Here is an 18,945-nt window from a genome sequence, read left to right on the forward strand (position 1 = left end):
TGCCCCAGCCGTATGGTTGGGGCAGCCCGTTTGGCATATTGTTGTTCCGGCGTATGCGCCGGAACACCATTCCCGTATGGCCCAGTCAGCGGACGCCGCTGAATTCCTTGGCTTTGCTCGCATTCAGCTCGTCGATGGCGTGTTGGAAATCCTGAAGGTTCTCGAAATTCTGGTATACGCTTGCGAACCGCATGTAGGCGACTTCGTCGAGATCGCGCAATGGCTTGAGAATCGCCTTGCCGACTTCTTCTGATTTGACAGTCGCCAGTCCCCGTGACCGCAGATCCTCTTCCACCCGCTGTCCCAGCGTTTTCAGCTGGTCTTCGTCAATCGGCCGCCCCTGACACGCTTTGCGTACACCATTGACCACTTTGTTGCGGTCGAACGGTTCGACGTTACCGGACCGTTTCTGCACGAGTAGCATGGTGGTTTCCACAGTGGTGAAACGGCGTCCGCACTTGAGGCATTCACGACGTCGTTTGATGGAGTGGCCATCCTCGTTGATACGGGTGTCAACCACTTTGGTTTCGGGGTTTTGACAATACGGGCAATGCATGTCATCAACAATAGCCGACACCGCCAACCTCCGCCCGCATGCCGACCGACTACCGGTCAACCGGAACCACGATGGTCTGTCCCGGCATAAGTTCCGTGGATTGCAGATGATTCAATTCGACGATGTCGCGCACCGTGCCTCTCACATCGCCGCCGGGAGGTGTCACCTGCTGCGCATACTGCCACAAGGTATCCCCCTGCTGCACACTGTAGGTCACCGTATGCCGCGGCGTCGCCGATTGCGCGGTGTCAGGCGAGTATACACTCCAGCCGAATACCAGAGCGCATGCGAGCAGCACGCCGACCAACACTTTGGGCAGATACGCCGGCATACCGCCCGTCGGTTCATCCACGGGATGCGCACCGTCATTGCACGGCATGCTACCGCCACGCAAACGATTGGCGACGCCACGATACCCACGGCTCGCTGCGACGCACACACCGGCAGGCCTTGACATGCGGTGCATTCGTGACATCGCAACGTTGCGGCTGACCGCGATATACCCGCCATGACGCTGAATCTCAACCATGATCCGTGCCTTTCCGTGTCTTCCACGCCGTACGAGCCGAGCGGCAGGCAAATGCCCGCACCCACCTATTCGAACATGTGTTCTATCGAACAGATGTTCTAAGTATGGCACAGCCGTTCGAAAACAGCAAGAGCGTGTCGAACAGATGTTTGATATTTTCCGGTTCTATGGTTATGCTTGCAGAAGAACGAAAGGAACCATTGTGGGCACAATCGCATTCCCATCACGGCATGACGACGCACCGGCGGGGCGATCCCCCGCGCTTTCCACGCGCCAGCGCCAAGTGCTTGACGCCATCCGCTCACATGTCTCAGCCCACGGTTATGCCCCTTCGTTCCGAGAAATCGGCGATCTTGTCGGCCTCAAAAGCCCATCGTCGGTCAAACATCAGTTGCAAGTGCTCGCAGACCGCGGGTATATCCGCATCGGCGCGAAAAAAGGCCGGGCCATCGAACTCGTGGAAACCACGCAACCGAACGATCAGCCCGATACCGCCCCGCAGACACGCACCGCCGACATCTTCCCCTTCCCCGCCCCCGACCAGGACCGCGAAGACGCCCCCTCGATCACGGCATCACGCGACGTGCCATTGGTCGGGCGCATCGCCGCCGGCACCCCGATCACCGCACAGCAGCATGTCGAAGATGTCATGCGCCTGCCGCAGCGGCTCACCGGAACCGGCAATCTGTTCATGCTTGAAGTCCACGGGGATTCCATGGTCGACGCCGCCATCTGCGACGGCGATTTCGTCGTCGTGCGTGAACAGCAGACCGCGGAAAACGGGGACATTGTCGCAGCCCTGCTTGACGACGAAGCCACCGTGAAAACATTCCGCAAAGAACAAGGGCATGTGTGGCTCATCCCCCACAACCCCGCTTATTCGCCCATCGATGGCACGCACGCGCAAATCATGGGCAAAGTCGTCACCGTGCTTCGCAAAATCTGAACGCCCGCAGCATCGTTTTCGCCTTTCACCGCTTCCCGGCGCTTCTCGGCGACCCGTCAGTCTCCTGAGTTTCGCAGGCTTCGTCATGCAAATGCTCCGTACGTGAGACCTCACAACCGTCCGGCTCCAGTTGGAACGTCGTATGCTCGACGGACACCGGGAAATGCTCCTGCAGGCAGCTGTGCAATTGCGCGAGAATCTCCGCGCCCTGCGTCATGGACAATCCCGGATCGACCACCACATGCGCCATCAGCACCGGCATACCGGTCGACACCGTGCTCGCATGCAAATCATGCACCGCTACCACATGGGGCACATGTTCCATATGGGTACGCACCTCATCCAAATCCAAGCCTTCCGGCGTCTCCTCCAACAGGACACGCGCCGCGTTGCGCAGCAACAATGCCGCGCGCGGAATCATCATCAGCGCGATGACCCCACCGGCGACGGCGTCGAAACCGCCCCAGCCGGTCGCTTGGAGCACAATCGCCGAAACGATCACTGCGACCGACCCCAAGGCGTCATTGACGACTTCAAGGAAGGCCGCGCGCATATTCATATTGTCCTCGCTGTTGGCATGGAGGATCAGCATCGAAGCGACATTCGCCGTCAAACCGAGCACACCCATGAACAGCAGCAGAACCGGGCTGCGCACACCGTCGTCCGCGGCGCCGAACAGGCGCATGCCTGCCTCCGCGAGCGCGTATATGCCAACGAACAGCAGCATCAGCGCACCGAGAGCCGCGGTAATCACTTCGAGTCGCGCCCATCCCCATGTACGCACGTTGCTTGGTTTGCGTCGCATCAGCATCGCGGTCACCGTTGACGCTACAAGCACTGACAGGTCGGTGAGCATATGGCCGGCATCCACGAGCAACGCGAGCGATCCGGTGACCGCCGCGCTGACAACCTCAGCTACGAACACGGTCAACGTCAATGCCAGCGACATCGTCAGCCGCTTCTGGTGTTCCCTGCTATCAGCCGTTTGTCTGTTTGTTCCGTGCTCGTGCGCCATCGCTGCTCCTTGTCTGTACAGACCTCGGTCGGCGTTCCACCGGTCCAGGCCGGCTGGACACGGTACCGAAACCGCTTCTCATTACCATTCTCAACGTGCGGAAAACGAGAGAACCCCGGCCACATGGACCGGGGTTCCATACTCAACCGGGCAACACCGGTGGAGTGAACGTATCAGAAGCCGAACTTCGCTGCGGTCTCGCGCAACGTCTCCGCGGACTTCTTGAGCTCCTGGAGCTCATGGTCGGACAGCGGGGTGTTGATGCGGGAGTTCACGCCGTGACGGTTCAGCAGGGTCGGCACGGACATGCACACGTCGGAGATGCCGTGGAAGTCGGTGAGCATGGAGGACACCGGCAGGATGCGGTTGGTGTCGCGCAGCACAGCTTCGATGATATCCACGCCGGACATGGCGATCGCGTAATTGGTCGCGCCCTTGCCCTGGATGATCTTGTAGGCGGCGTTCTTGACTTCCTGATGGATTTCCTCACGCTTGGCGGCGTCGAGCGGCTCATGGCCCGGCAGCGGCTGCCAATCGCACATCGGAACGCCACCGATGGTTGCGGAAGCCCACAGCGGGACTTCGGAATCACCGTGCTCGCCGGCGATGTACGCGTGCACGTTCTTCACGTTCACGCCGGTCTGCTGGGCGATCAGGAAGCGCAGACGCGCGGAATCGAGGTTGGTGCCGGAGCCGAACATCTGGTTGGCCGGCAGGCCGGACAGCTTCATGGACACGTGGGTGACGACGTCCACCGGGTTCGTGATGAGCATGTAGATGGCGTTCGGGGCGACCTTGACCACATTCGGGATGATGGACTTCATGATGTTGATGGTCGCGCCGGCGAGGTCGAGGCGGGACTGGCCCGGCTTCTGGCGAGCGCCTGCGGTGATGACGACCATGTCGGCGTCACGGCAGATTTCCACGTCGTCGGAACCGTCGATGGAGACGGTCGGGTAGAAGCTGGAGCCGTGCTGCATGTCGAGCACTTCGGCTTCGACGCGTTCCTTGGCAATGTCTTCGAGAACGATTTCGCGTGCAACGCCACGCTGGGCGGCCGCGAAGGCAAGCGTTGAGCCGACAGCGCCGGCACCGATGATAGCGAGCTTCGTGGGCTTTACAGCTGAATTCACCATTTGCTACTTCTCCTTGGCAATGACCCGATTGTGACGGGTTTCATTCAGTAACACTTCTACTCTAGTGGTTCTCCGTGACGTTTCTCCGGGGAAAACGCTTTGCGGGCGAACCGGTACGAGATGAATTTGAGAGCGTTCACACTGTGTGCGGGGCAAACGTTTGCCGCGCGGGCAAGTGCCGGAGTGTCATTGATTGCGCAGATTCCGCCGGCGGCCGATGTCCCGGCGGACGCCGGCTGCTCGCCGGTCATTCGCCGGTTACTGGGCGGTCACTCGTCGATGGCGGCGTCGACGATTTGCGCGGCAAGCTGGCTGTCCACCTGAGCTTCGACCATCATGCCGTCACCGCGGTAGTCAATCGAGTCCATCTGCCCGTATTCGCGGATTTTCGACACCAATGATCCCGCGGTGTACGGCAGGAGCGCGCTGACATGTACGCCGGGGACGGGCAGGAGCCCCTCGACCTGCTCACGCAACGCGTCGATGCCTTCGCCGGTGTACGCGGACACCAGATGGGCGTCTGGAGCGAGCGCGGCGAGCCGGTCGCGGGTGGTTTGGTCGACACGGTCGATTTTGTTGAACACAAGAAGCCGCGGAATGCTTTCCGTTCCGTCGATGTCGGCGAGGATCGCGTTGACCGCGTCGATCTGGGCGAACGGGTCGGGGTGGGAGGCGTCGACCACGTGGACGATGACATCGGCGTCGGCGACTTCTTCAAGCGTGGATTTGAACGCTTCGACCAGCTGCGTAGGCAGGCGGCGCACGAAGCCGACGGTGTCAACGTAGGCGTATTGGCGTCCGTCTTTCGCACTGGCCCGTCGTACCGCGGTGTCGAGTGTGGCGAACAACGCGTTTTCAACGAGTTCCTTGGATCCGGTCAGCCGGTTGGTCAATGACGATTTGCCGGCGTTCGTGTAGCCGACCACGGCGACCGTGGGCAGGCCGAATCGACGCCGCGACCCGCGTTTGACATCGCGGGCCGGGGCCATGTGGGTAATCTGCTTGCGGAGTTTGGCGATCCGGTTGCGGATGACGCGGCGATCCATTTCGATTTTCGTCTCACCCGGGCCTCGCGAGCCGATGCCCGCGTCCGCGCCCGCTGCACGGCCGCCCGCCTGACGGGACAGGGAGCCGCCCCAGCCGCGCAGTCGCGGCAGCATGTACTGTAATTGGGCGAGCTCGACCTGCGCCTTGCCTTCGCGGCTGGTGGCGTGTTGGGCGAAAATGTCCAGAATCACAGCGGTGCGGTCGACGACCTTGACTTTTGTCGCATCTTCCAAAGCTCGCCGCTGGCTGGGTGGCAGGTCGTCGTCGACGATGATGGTGTCGGCTTCGTCACGCGCGACGATGCCCGCGATTTCCTTGGCCTTGCCGGAACCCACGTAGGTGGCTGAATCAGGACGCAACCGGTGCTGCAGCAAGCCGTCGCAGACCTGGGCGCCGGCGGTTTCGGCGAGCGCGGCAAGCTCACGCAACGATTCCTCGGCTTGGGCTTGGGTGGTTTTCGCGCTTGACCACACGCCGACAAGCACGACGCGTTCAAGGCGGACCTTGCGGTATTCGACTTCGGTGACGTCTTCGAGTTCGCCGAGGCCGGCGACACGTTTGAGCTGGTTGCGCGCCTCACGTTCCGCCCAGGCTTCGTCCTCATGGGCGTAGGGGTGGGCGGCGGTGTCGTCGAGCAGTACTTCGGAATGTTCAGCCAGAACGCTTTCATGTTGCGCTGCGGCGGGTTTGGCGGACGGGTCTGTCGTGCCGCCCTCAGCCGGTAGAGCGGATTGCGCGGCATCGCGGTGCGACGTCTGCTCTGTTGTCGCGCTTGTCACGCTCCCGCTGTCCGGGGTGTCTTCATCGTCGTCCGTACGTGCGAAAGCTGTCGTGGTGATGGCTGTTCCTTCTTCTCGCATCGCCGAATCGGCGGCACGATCGGCGGTATCTTCCTAGTATCAACTATTGTCTTTATTATCATCGTGTTGGACGACAACACCAAGCGGTTCCGCCGTCAGCGACAGGCGGGCGGGACGGCACGACCAACAGACGTTTGCAGGAAAGAACGACAGGGATATGGCAGCATCGAAAGCACATCACGGCGTCAAAGCGCACGACGACAAGCAGGAGAACAGCACGAGCCGTTCGGATAAGAGCGACATGGGGAAGAGCAACACGGGCGGTGAACAGTATTTCGCTTCGACCCCGCAGTCGGCGGACATCCGGCGCGAACGCAAGGTGACGTTACGCGGGTATGAGGCGACAGTCCAGACCTCGAACGGCGTGTTTTCAGGCAACCGGGTCGATTTGGGCACGTCCGTGCTGCTGCGTCACGCACCCATGCCGCCGCAGCGTGGCACCGGGCTTGATCTGGGATGCGGCTGGGGGCCGATTGCGCTCGCGCTCGGCTTCGAATCACCGGAACTTGACGTGTGGGCGGTGGATATCAACGAGCGTGCGGCGGAACTGACCGGCGAGAACGCAAAAGCCAACGGGCTGAATCATGTGCATGCCGTCAGCCCGGACGCCGTACCCGCCGACCTCACCTTTGACGTGATCTGGTCCAACCCCCCGATCCGCATCGGCAAGGAGGCGCTGCACAACCTGCTCATGGCTTGGCTTCCACGGCTGGACAACGATGGCGCCGCGTATCTAGTGGTGCAGAAGAACCTCGGGTCCGACTCGCTGATCCCATGGCTTGCCCAAGCGCTCGGCGACGGGTATACGGTGAGCAAATACGCGAGTTCCAAAGGGTATCGTGTCATCGAGGTGCTGCGCCAGGCATGAGATTCACGTATCCCCAAGAACTGCCGATTTCCGCCGCTCACGACCAGATCATCGAAGCGGTGAAACGCTCACAGGTTGTTATCGTTTCCGGACAGACCGGTTCAGGCAAAACCACGCAGATACCGAAAATGCTGCTGGAAATGGGTCGCGGCACGCACGGCCACCAGATCGTACACACGCAGCCGCGCCGGCTTGCCGCCCGAACGGTCGCCGAACGCATCGCTTTGGAAATGGGCGTCAAACTCGGCGATGAAATCGGCTACCAAGTACGGTTCACCGACGAAAGCTCCCCCAATACCAGGCTGCGCGTCGTCACCGACGGTATCCTGCTCGCACAGATTCAGCGCGACCCCCAGTTAAGCCGCTACGACACCATCGTGATCGACGAGGCGCACGAACGCAGCCTCAACATCGATTTCCTGCTCGGCTACCTGACCGCACTGCTGCCCAAACGCCGTGACCTGAAGCTCATCATCACCTCGGCGACCATCGATTCGGAGAAATTCCGCGACCATTTCGAACACGCCCTGCGCACCACCGTGCCGGTCATCGAAGTGTCCGGACGCACCTACCCGGTCCAAATCGTGTACGAACCCTTGGGATCGTTGCCCGCGCTCATGAACCATGTGCCCGGCTTCCCCAACCCGCGCAACCCGGCGCTCGGCGGCGAAGACGGCGGACGCGGCGGCAACAGCGGTGGCAGTGACGACGACCAGGCCGACATGCCGACCGCGGTCGCCCGCGCCTGCGCCGAACTGGTCATCCGCTCAAGCCATGAGCACGGGCCGCGGGACATCTTGGTTTTCGCGTCCGGTGAGCGCGACATCCACGATTTCGAAAACGCGCTGCACCATCATTTCGGACCGCGCACCGCGGATATGCGCCGACCTGACGCCATCGAAATCATGCCGCTGTTCGCGAGGCTGTCTGCCAAGGAACAGCACAAAGTATTCGAACCGCACACGCATCAGCGGATCGTCATCGCGACGAATGTGGCCGAAACGTCACTGACCGTGCCGGGAATTCGCTATGTCGTCGACCCGGGCACCGCACGCATATCACGGTATTCAAAAACCGCGAAAGTGCAACGCCTGCCGATCGAGCCGATCTCACAGGCGAGCGCCGACCAGCGTTCCGGACGATGCGGGCGCGTGGCCGACGGCATCGCGATCCGCCTGTATTCGAACGAAGATTACCAGACGCGTCCACGCTTCACCGAACCTGAAATCCTGCGCACATCGCTGGGCGCGGTGGTTCTGCACATGCTGTCGGTCGGCGTGGCGCACACGGTCGACGACATCACGCATTTCGGGTTCATCGACCCGCCGGACGTGCGTTCCGTGTCCGACGGCTTCAACGAGCTGACCGAACTCAAAGCGCTCATCCACAAGCATGGCGAAGTCAGACTGACCCGGATCGGCCGGCAACTCTCCCGCATCCCGATTGATATCCGACTCGGGCGCATGGTCATCGAAGCGGCCACCCACACCACGCCGAACACGCTCGCCGCCGTGCTGGTCGTCGTCGCGTTCCTCAGCTTGCAAGACCCGCGGGAGCGCCCCGAAGACAAACGCGAGGAAGCTGACCGGATCCACAACCGGTATGCCGACCCGACTAGTGATTTCCTCACCGCGCTCAATATCTGGGACCGCGTGTTCCAAGTGGACGGCGAGCCGGGCAACAACGCGTTGCGCCGCATCTGCAAAGCCGAGTATTTCAGCTTCCTGCGCATGCGGCAGTGGAAAGACCTCGTCGCCCAGCTGTCGCAGATGTGCCGCGAACTGAAATTCCGCGTGGGCGAACCGCAGCCGATCTCCCGGCCCGGGCTTGACATCCGCAATCTGCCGATGAACCAGCAGGCCGCACACGCCATGTGCTGCACGTGGGATACGCAAGGCATCCACCAGTCCATGCTCGCCGGACTGCTGTCCATGCTGGGCATGCAGGTGGTTCGCGAGCCGAAAGCCTCGGATTTCGCCGGACTCAAGGGGGCGGCCAAAGCACGCGCCATGAAACGTGCGCAGAAAACCGCGAAAAACGACTATCGGGGCGCTCGTGGTACACGCTTCGCACTGTTCCCCGCGTCGGCGGTCGCCAAAACCACCCCGCCATGGGTGATGAGCACGGAACTCGTGGAAACCTCACGCCTGTGGGCGCGCTATTCCGCCGCGATTGACCCGGCATGGGCGGAACCGCTGGCCGGCTCGCTCACCCGTGTCACGTACGCCGAGCCGCACTGGTCCGGTTCGCGCGGCTCGGCTGTTGCACAATCGAAAGTCCTGCTGTACGGGCTGCCGATCGTGCAGGACCGTCCGGTGCAGTGGGGGCGCATCAACCCGCTTGAAGCGCGTGATTTCCTGCTGCGGCAAGGCCTCGTCGAAGGCGATATCCAGCAGCGGTTCCCGTTCGACGAGTTCATCGAACATAATCGGGAAATCCTCGAAGAAGCCGCACATGATGCGGACCGTACCCGGCAGGTCGCCGACACGGTCAGCGAAGAAGACCTCTTCGACTTCTACAACACCGTGATACCGACGGATATCACCAGTGTCGCCGATTTGGCGAAATGGTGGAAAACCGAGCATGACAAGCAGCCGCACCTGCTGGACTTCGATCCGGACAACGTTGAGCGTTTGCAACACTCCGACAGCGTCAGCATGGACGACTACCCCGAATACTGGCATACGCTCGGCACCGACGGCACGCCGATCGACCTTCGGCTGAGCTACAAGTACGAGCCGGGTACGCCGGACGACGGCGTGACCGTGCACATCCCCATCAAGGAACTGTCACGGTTGACACCCGAACAGTTCACATGGAACGTGCCCGGACTGCTTGACGAACTGCTCCTGGGCATGATCAAATCCTTGCCCAAAGCGTTGCGCGTCCAGTTCGTGCCCGCCCCCGACACGGCTCGGGCGATCCGCGAAGCCATCAACGAACGCTACCCCGATCTGCCCGGATCCGGAGATATGAAGCATCCCAACCTGCCAGCACCAGAGCAAGAGGGGACGTCGAACGGGTCGGGAACCGCGGCCGGCGCTTGGCCGGACATCATCCACGCGTTCACCGCGGCGGCGATTGCAACCGTGGGAGCGCAAATCCATCCGGAAGTGTACACGGACGAGCAAATCGCCAAACTCGCCCCCTACCTGCGCATGACCTTCAGCATCGAAGAGCCGCTGCCCCCGGTCAAATCCCAGCATCGGCACGGCAACGGGCGCGGGCACGGCAGCCGGCAGCATGTCAAAGTACTCGGAACCGGCAAATCCTTGGTCGCGTTGCAACGACAGTTCGCACAGCTCGCCGCCGCATCGGCACGCAAAGTCGTGCAACGACAGGCGAAAGCCGCCGAGGCGCAAGGCAAAATCGTCCAACAGGCGAATCTGCTACACAAAGCGGGGGCAACCACCAAACCGCGCGCCGACATTCTGTGGGCCGGCGCACTGGAATCCCTGCGTCTGCCTTCGGAACGTATTTCCTCAAGATGGCTCGGCGCTGAAGCGCTCATGCTGGCGAGCGCGCCATACCGTTCCACCGCCGATCTGGTCGAAGATCTGCAGCTCGCCGCCGTCAAGCGCCTGCTGCCGCGTGTGGACAAGCTGCCGGATGATGAGGCGCTCGCCCAAGCGGTCAGCGGGGTGTCGGAAGTGTTCGAGGATACCGTGTACGCGGTCGCGCATGATGTGATTGCGATTCTCAAGCGGTACGCCGAAGTCGACAAGGCGGTGTCCGGCAAAGCCGATCTGCCGATGCTGTCGGTGCTGCAATCGGTGCGGGAGCATATCGCGACGCTCGTGTTCCCCGGGTTCATCGGGGCTGCTCCCCCGGATGCGCTGCCAAATATCGAACGATACCTGCATGCCGATCTGATGCGACTCGCCAAAGCGAAAACCGACAAGAACCGGGACGTACGCTGGGCGTGGCAGGCCGATGAAGCGCGTGGGCTCGTGGACAAGGCGATGGAACAGGCCAAAGCGGAGCCCGCCGGACCACGGCATGAACTGCTGCTCGGCAAAGCGACACAAGCCAGGTGGATGCTTGAGGAGTTCTACGTGTCCCTCTGGGCGCAGGAGCTGGGCACGGCGAAAACGGTGAGTATCCAGCGCATCCGCAAAGCGCTCGCGTAGCGGGGTGCGGCGGGTTCTTGACTCGTCTGCATCGGAAATCGGCAGCAGACGGGTTCCCGCAACAGCCATCAGGCAAGTCGGATACCCACCTGTGCACGGCAATCGCGACCGTCACTGTGTGAGCCAATCCTCACAAAGTGACGGTCTCAGACAGGCCGAACCGGCGCCACAGGAGCACCGCGACCGTGGTTGTGTGAACCAATTCTCACACAACGAGCCTCCAGAACAGCCTGCCGCCCAGCAGCGCCGCATACAGCGCTACGAACGTGGATTGCCGAACCAGCCGGTGTAAATGATGGAAAAGTTGCGATTGCCGTACGCCGAGCAGGAGTCGCCCTCCCCCGCCCCTGCGGCGAGCGCCGCCGTGTTCGGCTGGTAGGGCGTGTAAATGTACAGTAGCGCAGTCGCCTTGTTTTCGATGTACACCCGGCTGCCGCCGCAGCTCGCATTCGGGTTGTACTGGATGTAGTTCATCCTTCCGGCGTGATACCCGTAGGTGTCCTCATGCTGCAGATAGTACTTGTACCGTTTCGCGGCGCCGTACACTTGCCGGAAGAATCCGGCGTACTGCGGGTCGCAGCTGTTGTCGTCGGGGCAGCTCAATCCCATGGCGGCTTTGAATTGGAAGGCGGTGGTGCTGGTTGCGGTGACCAGATGCTGTTCCTTTTGCAGTACGGTGAGCAGCACTTTGGGACTGATGCCGCAGGCTTTGGCGGATTTGCTGATGATGGCTGCCGCGGTTTCGCCTTTCGTGCCTTGATAGGCTTCGCATTCGCTGCCGGCGGGTTCGTTTTCGCTGTCGAAGGTCATGACGCGCAGGCATTGACTCCCGGTGCAGGAGGCTCCTTGCTTGTCGAGGAACGCTTGGATTTCCGCCTGGCTCATGGCGTTGCCGTTGAAGAATTGCCCGTCGGAGATGATGTTGCCTGGGTTGAATCCGTATCGTTGTGCGGTTTGGTTCTGCCGGTATTCGGCGACGGCGATTTCCGCCCGCCATTGGATGACGCGTACGAGTCCCATGATGAGTGCCATGGCGCAAATTATCGCCACGATGGTTTCCGCCGTGATAAGACAACGTTTGCCGAGGCTCGCATGCTTCCAGGCTGTGCGGTATTGCGATTGCCGGTTGCGGATCCACTGTTTCCATGTCGTGTTGCGCCGGGCGACTGGTTTTCGTGCCGGGGTGCGTGTTCTTGCCGATGTTGCTGATGAGCTGCCAGCGGCTTTGCGTGATGCTCCCCGGCCCACAGCATTACTATTCTTCGCAGTATTGCCCGGTTTTGCGGCGCTGCCCGATGCACTAGCATGACCGGATTTGGCCGCACCACCTGATTTGCCTGTAGTATGTCGTGCTTGGCCGGCAGGGTTGCCTGCGTTTTTCGCCGATGGCGATGGCACCGCTTCTGCCGGTTGCGACGATGACGAAGACGCGGATGATGGTTTGTGCTTGTCCGCACCGTTTGCCGTGCTTGTCTTCTTGCTCATGGTCGGTTCTTTCGCGCCTTGATTCTGCTGTCCCAGCTGGTTGTTGTGTCCGGTACCCGTTGTGTCGTGCTCATCATCATGCTGTTGTTCCATACCACTGCCATTGTAGGGTTACCGGGCGTCCGGAACTCATTTGCCGAGTTCCGCTTCGGTTGGGTGCAGGCCGCTGACGGTCAGCGCGGCGAGCAGCGCGAACACCGCGCCGAATGGTCCCAGCCAGGTCAGTCCCAGATGATCGTTGACGATGCCGCCGACCGCCGATCCGAGCGCGATGCCGATGTTGAAGGACATGGAGTTGAGTGATGCCGCGAGATTCATGGACCCTGGGTGCGCTTGGGCTGCGACATCCATGTACAGCACTTGGGAGGAGGAGTTTTGCAGATACATGAACAGTCCGAGCATAATCAGCAGCAGCGCTCCGGCGAACGGCAGGAGTCCGGCGAACGCGAGCAGGCACAGCAGCAGCGCGTGTATCAGGTAGATTGGGCGGATTCGTGCGAGCGGCGCCACGCCTGTTCCCCGGTTGGCGAGCCGCCCACTGTACAGGTTGCTGCACAGGCATGCTGCACCGAACATCATGAGCCCTATGCTGACGAATCGTTGCGGCACACCGATTTCATCGCGTAGAATCGGCGTAAGGTACGTGTAGAACACATAGCTTGCAGCCGCCCCGAACAGCACCGCGAACACACCCAGCCGGATGCGACGGTCGGCGAACAGGCGGAATTGCGGGAGGAACCCGATGGCCATGGGGTGGCTGTTGCGTGGCAGTACCGCAAGCATGGCGAGCATCAGTATGATGGTCAGGGCGACGATCAGGGCGAATGCGGCACGCCATCCGAAGGTTTCCGCAATCCACGTGCCGATGGGTACGCCGACGACCGAGGCGATGGAGAATCCGGAGAATACCCACGCAATGAACCGCGTGCGGTTGGAGGCGCTGGCGACGTCCGGCGCATAGGTCATGGACACGGCGACCGTGGTGCCCGAGACCAAGGCGATCATGATGCGGGCGATCAGCAGAATCGGATAGTTCGGTGCGATCAGGCACAGGATATTGCCGGTAAGGAACACTGCGATCAGAATCATATGCGTGGCGAAACGCGGGAACCGTGCGGATAGAGCCGAGCCGATCGGGGTGGCCGGAGCGTATGCCACAGCGAACAGTGAGACGAGATTGCCGACGGTGACTTCGCTGACATGCAAACCGTGGGCGATTCGCGGGAGAATACCGACCATGATGAATTCGCTGATTCCCAGCATGAAACTAGTCGCGATCAGCGTGATAACCGCCGGGGTGAAGAACCTGGTTCGGGCGGGCGTGTTCTTTGGATGCTGTTCGCGTGTATCGATATTGCCGGTCATGTCCCCGGGTCTCCTTCCGTGCGGCTGTTCGCCGCCCACCCTAGTGAACCACCGGGCGTGCCTGAATCCTTGTTCAGCGTGTCAATCGTTTGACAATCCAGCTGCTTCGCTCCGTATCGGTTGTGCCCCATCCTGCCGATGTCATCGGATGACGACAACCACCGGAACCTCCCGTAGCGTCATCGGCACGAAGCACCCCAACGGCTCCAACACCACCAAGCGCACGAAACGACCGTGCCCCGCTGCGATCCAGTCGCAACGGGGCACGGTTACACCCAACAACCTGAAGGATTACAGGCGCTGCAAGTACTTGCCGAGTTCGTACGGCGTCACTTGACGGCGGTATTCCTCCCACTCCTGGTGCTTGTTGCGCAGGAAGTATTCGAAGGCGTGCTCGCCCAAGACACCGGCCACGAAATCGGACTTCTCCATGATCTTGAGTGCTTCGTCAAGCGATTCCGGCAACGGCTGGATGCCCATCGCCTTGCGTTCGGCGTCGGTCAGCTCCCACACGTCGTCGCTGGTCGGCTCACCCAAGGTCATCTGCTGTTCGATACCGTCGAGGCCGGCGGCCAGCAGCACGGAGAACGCAAGGTACGGGTTGACGGCCGGGTCGAGCGCACGGAACTCCATGCGAGCGGAATTGCCCTTGCCTGGCTTGTATTGCGGGATGCGCAGCAGCGCGGACCGGTTGTTGTGGCCCCAGCAGATGTAGCTCGGCGCTTCCGCGCCGCCCCACAGACGCTTGTACGAGTTGACGTACTGGTCGGTGACCGCGCAGATCTCCGCCGCATGGTACAGGATGCCGGCGGCGAACTGGCGGGCGATAAGCGACATGTTGAACTCCTGGCCCGCCTCGTAGAAGGCGTTGGAATCACCTTCGAACAGGCTCAGATGCGTGTGCATACCGGAGCCCGGCTGGTCGGCGAGCGGCTTGGGCATGAAGGTCGCATGAATACCACGTTCGAGGGAAATCTCCTTGACCACGGTGCGGAAGGTCATGATGTTATCCGCGGTGGTCAGCGCGTCAGCGTACCGCAGGTCGATCTCGTTCTGGCCGGGTCCGGCCTCATGATGCGAGTATTCGACGGAAATACCCATCTGTTCGAGCATGTTGACGGTCGCACGGCGGAAGTCCATCCCAGGGCTGCGCGGCACATGGTCGAAGTAGCCGCCCTCATCGATCGGCTTGGGGGCTTGGGACCAGTCCTCTTGGTTTTCGAACAGGTAGAATTCGATTTCCGGGTGGACGTAGAAGGTGAAGCCTTTTTCTTTCGCCTTGGCGAGCGCCTGCTTGAGCACGTGGCGTGGATCGCCGAGGGACGGCTCCCCGTCGGGGGTGAGAATGTCGCAGAACATGCGCGCGGTGCCTTGCGGGCCTCCACGCCATGGCAGGATTTGGAAGGTGGACGGATCGGGTTTGACGATCATGTCATCTTCGGAAACGCGGGTCATGCCTTCGATCGACGATCCGTCGAAGCCAAGCCCTTCCTCGAACGCCGCTTCGAGTTCGGCGGGGGCGATGGCCACTGATTTCAGTGTTCCCAGCACATCCGTGAACCATAGTCGGATGAAGCGCACGTCTCGTTCTTCCACCGTGCGCAGGGCGAACTCTTGCTGTTTATCCATAGGTCTCATCGTCCCATCGAATTATTACGGACATGCTACGCGGTTGCGTCATTGCTGTGCGCGAGCATCGGTTTGCGTTGTCGATTGCTGATTATACTGCGGATTTCGCAGGCCGGCGATGGGATGCGATTGTGTGATACGTTGCCGGTATCACACGTATCGTGGTTGTCGCCGGCTTGCGGGTGCGGCCGCAGGGCACGGGGTTACTGTGCGACGTTGAGCGCTTCTTCCAGGGTGAAAGCGCGTGCGTACAGGGATTTGCCGAGAATCGCCGCGTCGACGCCGAGCGGGGCGAGTTCTTTGATGGCGCGCAGGTCGTCGAGGCTGCTGATACCGCCGGAAGCGGTGACGTGGGCGTCGGTACGTTCGGCGACTTCGCGCAGGAGCGTCAGATTCGGGCCGCTCATCATGCCGTCGCGGGCGACGTCGGTGACCACGTATCGTGAGCAGCCTACGGAGTCGAGGAACGTCATGGTTTCGAACAGGTCGCCGCCTTCCTTGACCCAGCCTCGGGCGGCGAGCGTGTGTCCTCGCACGTCCAAGCCGACGGCGACACGATCACCGTACTTCTTGATGACCGAGGCGGTCCATTCGGGATTCTCGAGTGCGGCGGTACCGATGTTCACGCGTGCGGCGCCGGCTTGCAGGGCGGCGTCGAGGCTGTCGTCGTCACGCACGCCGCCGCTGAGTTCGATGTTGACCTTGTCGCCCAGCTCCTTGACGATGGCACCCAGCTGATCGCGGTTGTTGCCGGTGCCGAACGCGGCGTCAAGGTCGACCAGGTGGATCCATTGCGCGCCTGATTCCACCCATGTGCGGGCGGCTTCGAGCGGGCTGCCGTAGTCGGTTTCGGAGCCGGATTCGCCTTGACGCAGGCGGACCGCTTTGCCGTCTCGGACATCTACTGCCGGAAGCAGGGTGAGTGCCATGGTGTTCTCGTTTCTGCGGGTCAGCCCGCTGATAATGCCGGTTTTCCGGCGATGGTTTTGATACTGGTTAGGCTGTGCCTTCACTGGCGTGCCTGTCATTGCCGGTGCGGTGTCGCCCCTGGCAATGGCAGGGGTGCTGGCGTTCAGAATGTTGCGACCCAGTTGCGCAACAGCTGGGCGCCCGCTTCCGCGGATTTCTCCGGATGGAACTGGGTGGCGAACAGGGGGCCGCGCTCATAGGCGGCGACGAACCGGCTGCGGCCGTACGTGCACCATGTCACGCGCTGTTCGGCTCCACCGAAGTCGATCTGTTCCGCGGACAGGTCCGCCGGTTGGGCGTCCATGGCCGCGTAGGAGTGTACGAAGTAGAAACGCTCGTCTCCCAGGCCGTGCAGCAGTACGGAATCGTCGGGGGCTTCGACGGTGTCCCAACCCATGTGCGGGACCACGTCCGCGTCCAGCAGGTTCACGTCGCCGCGGATCAGTCCCAGACCGTCAGCGGGTTCGCCGTGCTCATTGCCGTGGTCGAACATGATTTGTTCGCCGACGCACACGCCCAGTACGGGGCGTCCCGCGCGTAAGCGATCAAGTACTACGCGGTCGCCGCCGACTTCACGCAGGCTGGTCACGCATGCGCCGAACGCGCCGACGCCGGGGACGACCAGACCGTCAGCCTCGATGGCCTGACGGTGGTCTGACGTGAGTGTCACGTCCAAACCGAGATTGGCGAGCGCACGCACCATGGAGCGTACGTTGCCGAAACCGTAGTCGAAGACCACTACCGATGTCATCGTTGTCCTTTCTTCTGTCGCGCGCGTTGTGCGGCGTGCGTGTGCGGTTGTGCCGACGTGTGCAGCGTTTTCACGCTACTCTGCGATTGTTTCGTTGTGCTGTGGCGGTCAGGCGATGGACGAGTTGCCGCGTCCGAATTTGGTGTGCCGTGCCAGTATTGCCAGTGCTTGTTCGCGGGTGAGTGCCGCGGCATCGTAACTGGTGTTGTCGGCGAGGATGTCGTCAAGCGGGGTGATGCCCAGCATGAGGTCCTCGACGAATGGCGCTGCGGCGGAGAACAGGAGCGGCGGAGCGAAGTTGTCTCTGGTTTCGCCGAGCAGGTACATGGTCGCTTCGAGCTTGTCCGCACGGTTGACGACCAGGACGGCAGGCATGCCGGATACGACGGTGGTCAGGTCTTTGGCTGCGGCTTCCGGCCCGTCACCATTGAGGTTGCGCAGCACGGCGACCGCGCCTTGCGGGTCATCCAGGCAGATGGCGCTGATGTCGCTGAGCTGGCAGAAGGCGGCGAGCAGTTCGGCGGAGGTCAGTCGCGTGATGATGACCGCGGCTTTCGCTTTGTTGCCGAGCAGGCCTTGCAGTTCGTCATCGAAGCTGGTTTCGATGGCGGATTCTCGTGTTTGCGCACCGTTCGAGGCATTGTCGAGGTCTTCGATGCTGTCGAGGTCTTCGATATCGGAAGCGTCGGGCACGTCGGACTCGGATGTATGGTCCGCAATCGGTGAATCCGTGGTGTCATCGCTGTTGCCGCTGTCAGGACTGCCGCTGCCGGCATTATCGCCGGCCGTGTCTTGATTGAATTCCCGCTCGAAATCAGCCATAGCCGCTTCAAGTTCGGCATCGTTGAAATGCAGGTCGTCACCGTTGAGGTTGTCGGAAGCGCCCGAAGTACCGTCAAAACCGGAGTTATCGGAAGACGGCGAACCGTCCGGACCGTCCGGTTTGTTGGTGTCGTCAGCCATCACAAGGCTCCCTTGGTGCTGGGAATGCCGTCAACCCGCGGATCAGGCTCGATGGCGAACCGCAGTGCGCGGGCGACTGCCTTGAATTCGGCTTCCGCGATATGATGCGGGTCACGGCCGGCAAGTAACTGCAGATGCAGGCAGATGCCGGCGTGCAAGGCGATGGATTCCATGACGTGCCGGACGAGCGAACCGGTGAAATGCCCGCCGATCATGCAATATTCGAAGCCTTCCGGTTCGCCGGAGCATACGACGTATGGGCGTCCGGAAATGTCGATAACCGCTTTGGCGAGCGCCTCATCCAGCGGGACGGTCGCGTCGGCGAAACGACGGATGCCGCGTTTGTCGCCGAGGGCTTGGCGCAGGGCTTCGCCGAATACGATGGCGGTGTCTTCGACGGTGTGATGCACGTCGATGTCGGTGTCGCCGCTCGCCTTGATGTTCAAGTCGATGAGCGAATGCTTGCCGAGTGCGGTCATCATGTGGTTGTAGAAGGGCACTGACGTGTCGATCTGGGTTTTGCCCGTGCCGTCAAGGTCCAGTGACAGGTCGATGGTCGACTCGCTGGTCTTGCGCACGATGTGGGCTGTACGTGCCATCTTTCCTCCTCAGCTCCGGCCTGCACTGGCAGGCCGGGTCGGTACGGTTCGGGTCAATGCTCGTGTCGTGATCCGCGTGGACGGGTTGCGTCGAGCG

15 protein-coding genes are annotated in these 18,945 nt (G+C 61.6%); 3 read left to right on the top strand and 12 right to left on the bottom strand.

The annotated features are described in order from the left end of the window. Positions 1 to 85 precede the first annotated feature (85 nt). Together nrdR and BBOU_RS09400 are read right to left on the bottom strand one after the other, a co-directional pair. On the bottom strand, positions 86 to 556 hold the full coding sequence (gene nrdR, locus BBOU_RS03100) for a transcriptional regulator NrdR (RefSeq protein ID WP_026502726.1): 471 nt from the start codon (positions 554 to 556) through the stop codon (positions 86 to 88). Between the two features lie 49 nt (positions 557 to 605). Next, entirely contained in the window at positions 606 to 1,085 is a 480-nt protein-coding gene (locus tag BBOU_RS09400; protein ID WP_051616678.1) for a LysM peptidoglycan-binding domain-containing protein, read from the bottom strand. A 202-nt stretch (positions 1,086 to 1,287) separates the two neighbouring features. On the opposite strand from BBOU_RS09400, the gene lexA reads away from it, so the two are divergent. Then, positions 1,288 to 2,031, top strand: a complete 744-nt coding sequence (gene lexA / locus BBOU_RS03110) for a transcriptional repressor LexA (protein ID WP_026502727.1) — start codon at positions 1,288 to 1,290, stop codon at positions 2,029 to 2,031. A gap of 25 nt (positions 2,032 to 2,056) precedes the next feature. On the opposite strand, the gene BBOU_RS03115 is transcribed toward lexA, so the two are convergent. From BBOU_RS03115 to hflX, 3 genes are all read right to left on the bottom strand, one after another. Further along, the gene (locus BBOU_RS03115) at positions 2,057 to 3,046 is read right to left on the bottom strand and encodes a cation diffusion facilitator family transporter (RefSeq protein WP_051616680.1); all 990 of its coding nucleotides are present in this window, start codon (positions 3,044 to 3,046) and stop codon (positions 2,057 to 2,059) included. A gap of 173 nt (positions 3,047 to 3,219) precedes the next feature. Beyond that, positions 3,220 to 4,182 carry an L-lactate dehydrogenase gene (locus BBOU_RS03120; protein WP_015450125.1) on the bottom strand — a complete coding sequence of 321 codons (963 nt, stop codon included), beginning with the start codon at positions 4,180 to 4,182 and terminating at the stop codon, positions 3,220 to 3,222. Positions 4,183 to 4,451: 269 nt separating this feature from the next. Next, the gene (gene hflX, locus BBOU_RS03125) at positions 4,452 to 6,089 is read right to left on the bottom strand and encodes a GTPase HflX (RefSeq protein ID WP_238551977.1); all 1,638 of its coding nucleotides are present in this window, start codon (positions 6,087 to 6,089) and stop codon (positions 4,452 to 4,454) included. A 241-nt stretch (positions 6,090 to 6,330) separates the two neighbouring features. Between hflX and BBOU_RS03130 the strand changes: the two genes are divergently transcribed. Next, positions 6,331 to 6,957, top strand: a complete 627-nt coding sequence (locus tag BBOU_RS03130) for a class I SAM-dependent methyltransferase (protein WP_026502729.1) — start codon at positions 6,331 to 6,333, stop codon at positions 6,955 to 6,957. Continuing rightward, complete coding sequence (locus tag BBOU_RS03135) at positions 6,954 to 11,087, top strand: DUF3418 domain-containing protein (RefSeq protein WP_026502730.1); 4,134 nt, start codon at positions 6,954 to 6,956, stop codon at positions 11,085 to 11,087. The genes BBOU_RS03130 and BBOU_RS03135 overlap by 4 nt, the downstream gene beginning before the upstream one ends. Before the next feature lie 258 nt (positions 11,088 to 11,345). Here the strand turns inward: BBOU_RS03135 and BBOU_RS03140 are convergent, their stop codons facing one another. The 7 genes from BBOU_RS03140 to hisB form a co-directional block, all read right to left on the bottom strand. Continuing rightward, positions 11,346 to 12,119, bottom strand: coding sequence for a LasA N-terminal domain-containing protein (locus tag BBOU_RS03140; protein WP_051616702.1), 774 nt, complete (start codon positions 12,117 to 12,119; stop codon positions 11,346 to 11,348). Between the two features lie 582 nt (positions 12,120 to 12,701). Continuing rightward, a complete protein-coding gene (locus tag BBOU_RS03145) occupies positions 12,702 to 13,937 on the bottom strand; it encodes an MFS transporter (RefSeq protein ID WP_051616681.1) in 1,236 nt (411 codons plus the stop codon). Positions 13,938 to 14,228: 291 nt separating this feature from the next. After that, positions 14,229 to 15,566 carry a type I glutamate--ammonia ligase gene (glnA, locus tag BBOU_RS03150; RefSeq protein ID WP_026502732.1) on the bottom strand — a complete coding sequence of 446 codons (1,338 nt, stop codon included), beginning with the start codon at positions 15,564 to 15,566 and terminating at the stop codon, positions 14,229 to 14,231. 203 nt (positions 15,567 to 15,769) lie between these two features. Then, positions 15,770 to 16,495 carry a bifunctional 1-(5-phosphoribosyl)-5-((5-phosphoribosylamino)methylideneamino)imidazole-4-carboxamide isomerase/phosphoribosylanthranilate isomerase PriA gene (priA, locus tag BBOU_RS03155; RefSeq protein ID WP_026502733.1) on the bottom strand — a complete coding sequence of 242 codons (726 nt, stop codon included), beginning with the start codon at positions 16,493 to 16,495 and terminating at the stop codon, positions 15,770 to 15,772. Between the two features lie 143 nt (positions 16,496 to 16,638). Then, entirely contained in the window at positions 16,639 to 17,286 is a 648-nt protein-coding gene (gene hisH / locus BBOU_RS03160; protein ID WP_026502734.1) for an imidazole glycerol phosphate synthase subunit HisH, read from the bottom strand. Positions 17,287 to 17,394: 108 nt separating this feature from the next. Next, complete coding sequence (locus tag BBOU_RS03165; protein ID WP_238551979.1) at positions 17,395 to 18,249, bottom strand: hypothetical protein; 855 nt, start codon at positions 18,247 to 18,249, stop codon at positions 17,395 to 17,397. Then, a complete protein-coding gene (gene hisB, locus BBOU_RS03170; protein WP_026502736.1) occupies positions 18,249 to 18,848 on the bottom strand; it encodes an imidazoleglycerol-phosphate dehydratase HisB in 600 nt (199 codons plus the stop codon). Before hisB ends, BBOU_RS03165 begins: the two co-directional genes overlap by 1 nt. Positions 18,849 to 18,945: the final 97 nt, after the last annotated feature.

It is taken from the genome of Bifidobacterium boum, assembly GCF_000741535.1.
Lineage (GTDB): Bacteria > Actinomycetota > Actinomycetes > Actinomycetales > Bifidobacteriaceae > Bifidobacterium > Bifidobacterium boum.

Coding starts and splice junctions, on each gene's coding strand:
- BBOU_RS09400 (WP_051616678.1), bottom strand. CDS start 1,085: ATGGTTGAGATTCAGCGTCATGGCGGGTATATCGCGGTCAGCCGCAAC.
- BBOU_RS03120 (WP_015450125.1), bottom strand. CDS start 4,182: ATGGTGAATTCAGCTGTAAAGCCCACGAAGCTCGCTATCATCGGTGCC.
- BBOU_RS03140 (WP_051616702.1), bottom strand. CDS start 12,119: ATGGCACTCATCATGGGACTCGTACGCGTCATCCAATGGCGGGCGGAA.
- BBOU_RS03130 (WP_026502729.1), top strand. CDS start 6,331: ATGGGGAAGAGCAACACGGGCGGTGAACAGTATTTCGCTTCGACCCCG.
- BBOU_RS03145 (WP_051616681.1), bottom strand. CDS start 13,937: ATGACCGGCAATATCGATACACGCGAACAGCATCCAAAGAACACGCCC.
- glnA (WP_026502732.1), bottom strand. CDS start 15,566: ATGGATAAACAGCAAGAGTTCGCCCTGCGCACGGTGGAAGAACGAGAC.
- nrdR (WP_026502726.1), bottom strand. CDS start 556: ATGCATTGCCCGTATTGTCAAAACCCCGAAACCAAAGTGGTTGACACC.
- hflX (WP_238551977.1), bottom strand. CDS start 6,089: ATGCGAGAAGAAGGAACAGCCATCACCACGACAGCTTTCGCACGTACG.
- hisB (WP_026502736.1), bottom strand. CDS start 18,848: ATGGCACGTACAGCCCACATCGTGCGCAAGACCAGCGAGTCGACCATC.
- BBOU_RS03165 (WP_238551979.1), bottom strand. CDS start 18,249: ATGGCTGACGACACCAACAAACCGGACGGTCCGGACGGTTCGCCGTCT.
- BBOU_RS03115 (WP_051616680.1), bottom strand. CDS start 3,046: ATGGCGCACGAGCACGGAACAAACAGACAAACGGCTGATAGCAGGGAA.
- BBOU_RS03135 (WP_026502730.1), top strand. CDS start 6,954: ATGAGATTCACGTATCCCCAAGAACTGCCGATTTCCGCCGCTCACGAC.
- priA (WP_026502733.1), bottom strand. CDS start 16,495: ATGGCACTCACCCTGCTTCCGGCAGTAGATGTCCGAGACGGCAAAGCG.
- hisH (WP_026502734.1), bottom strand. CDS start 17,286: ATGACATCGGTAGTGGTCTTCGACTACGGTTTCGGCAACGTACGCTCC.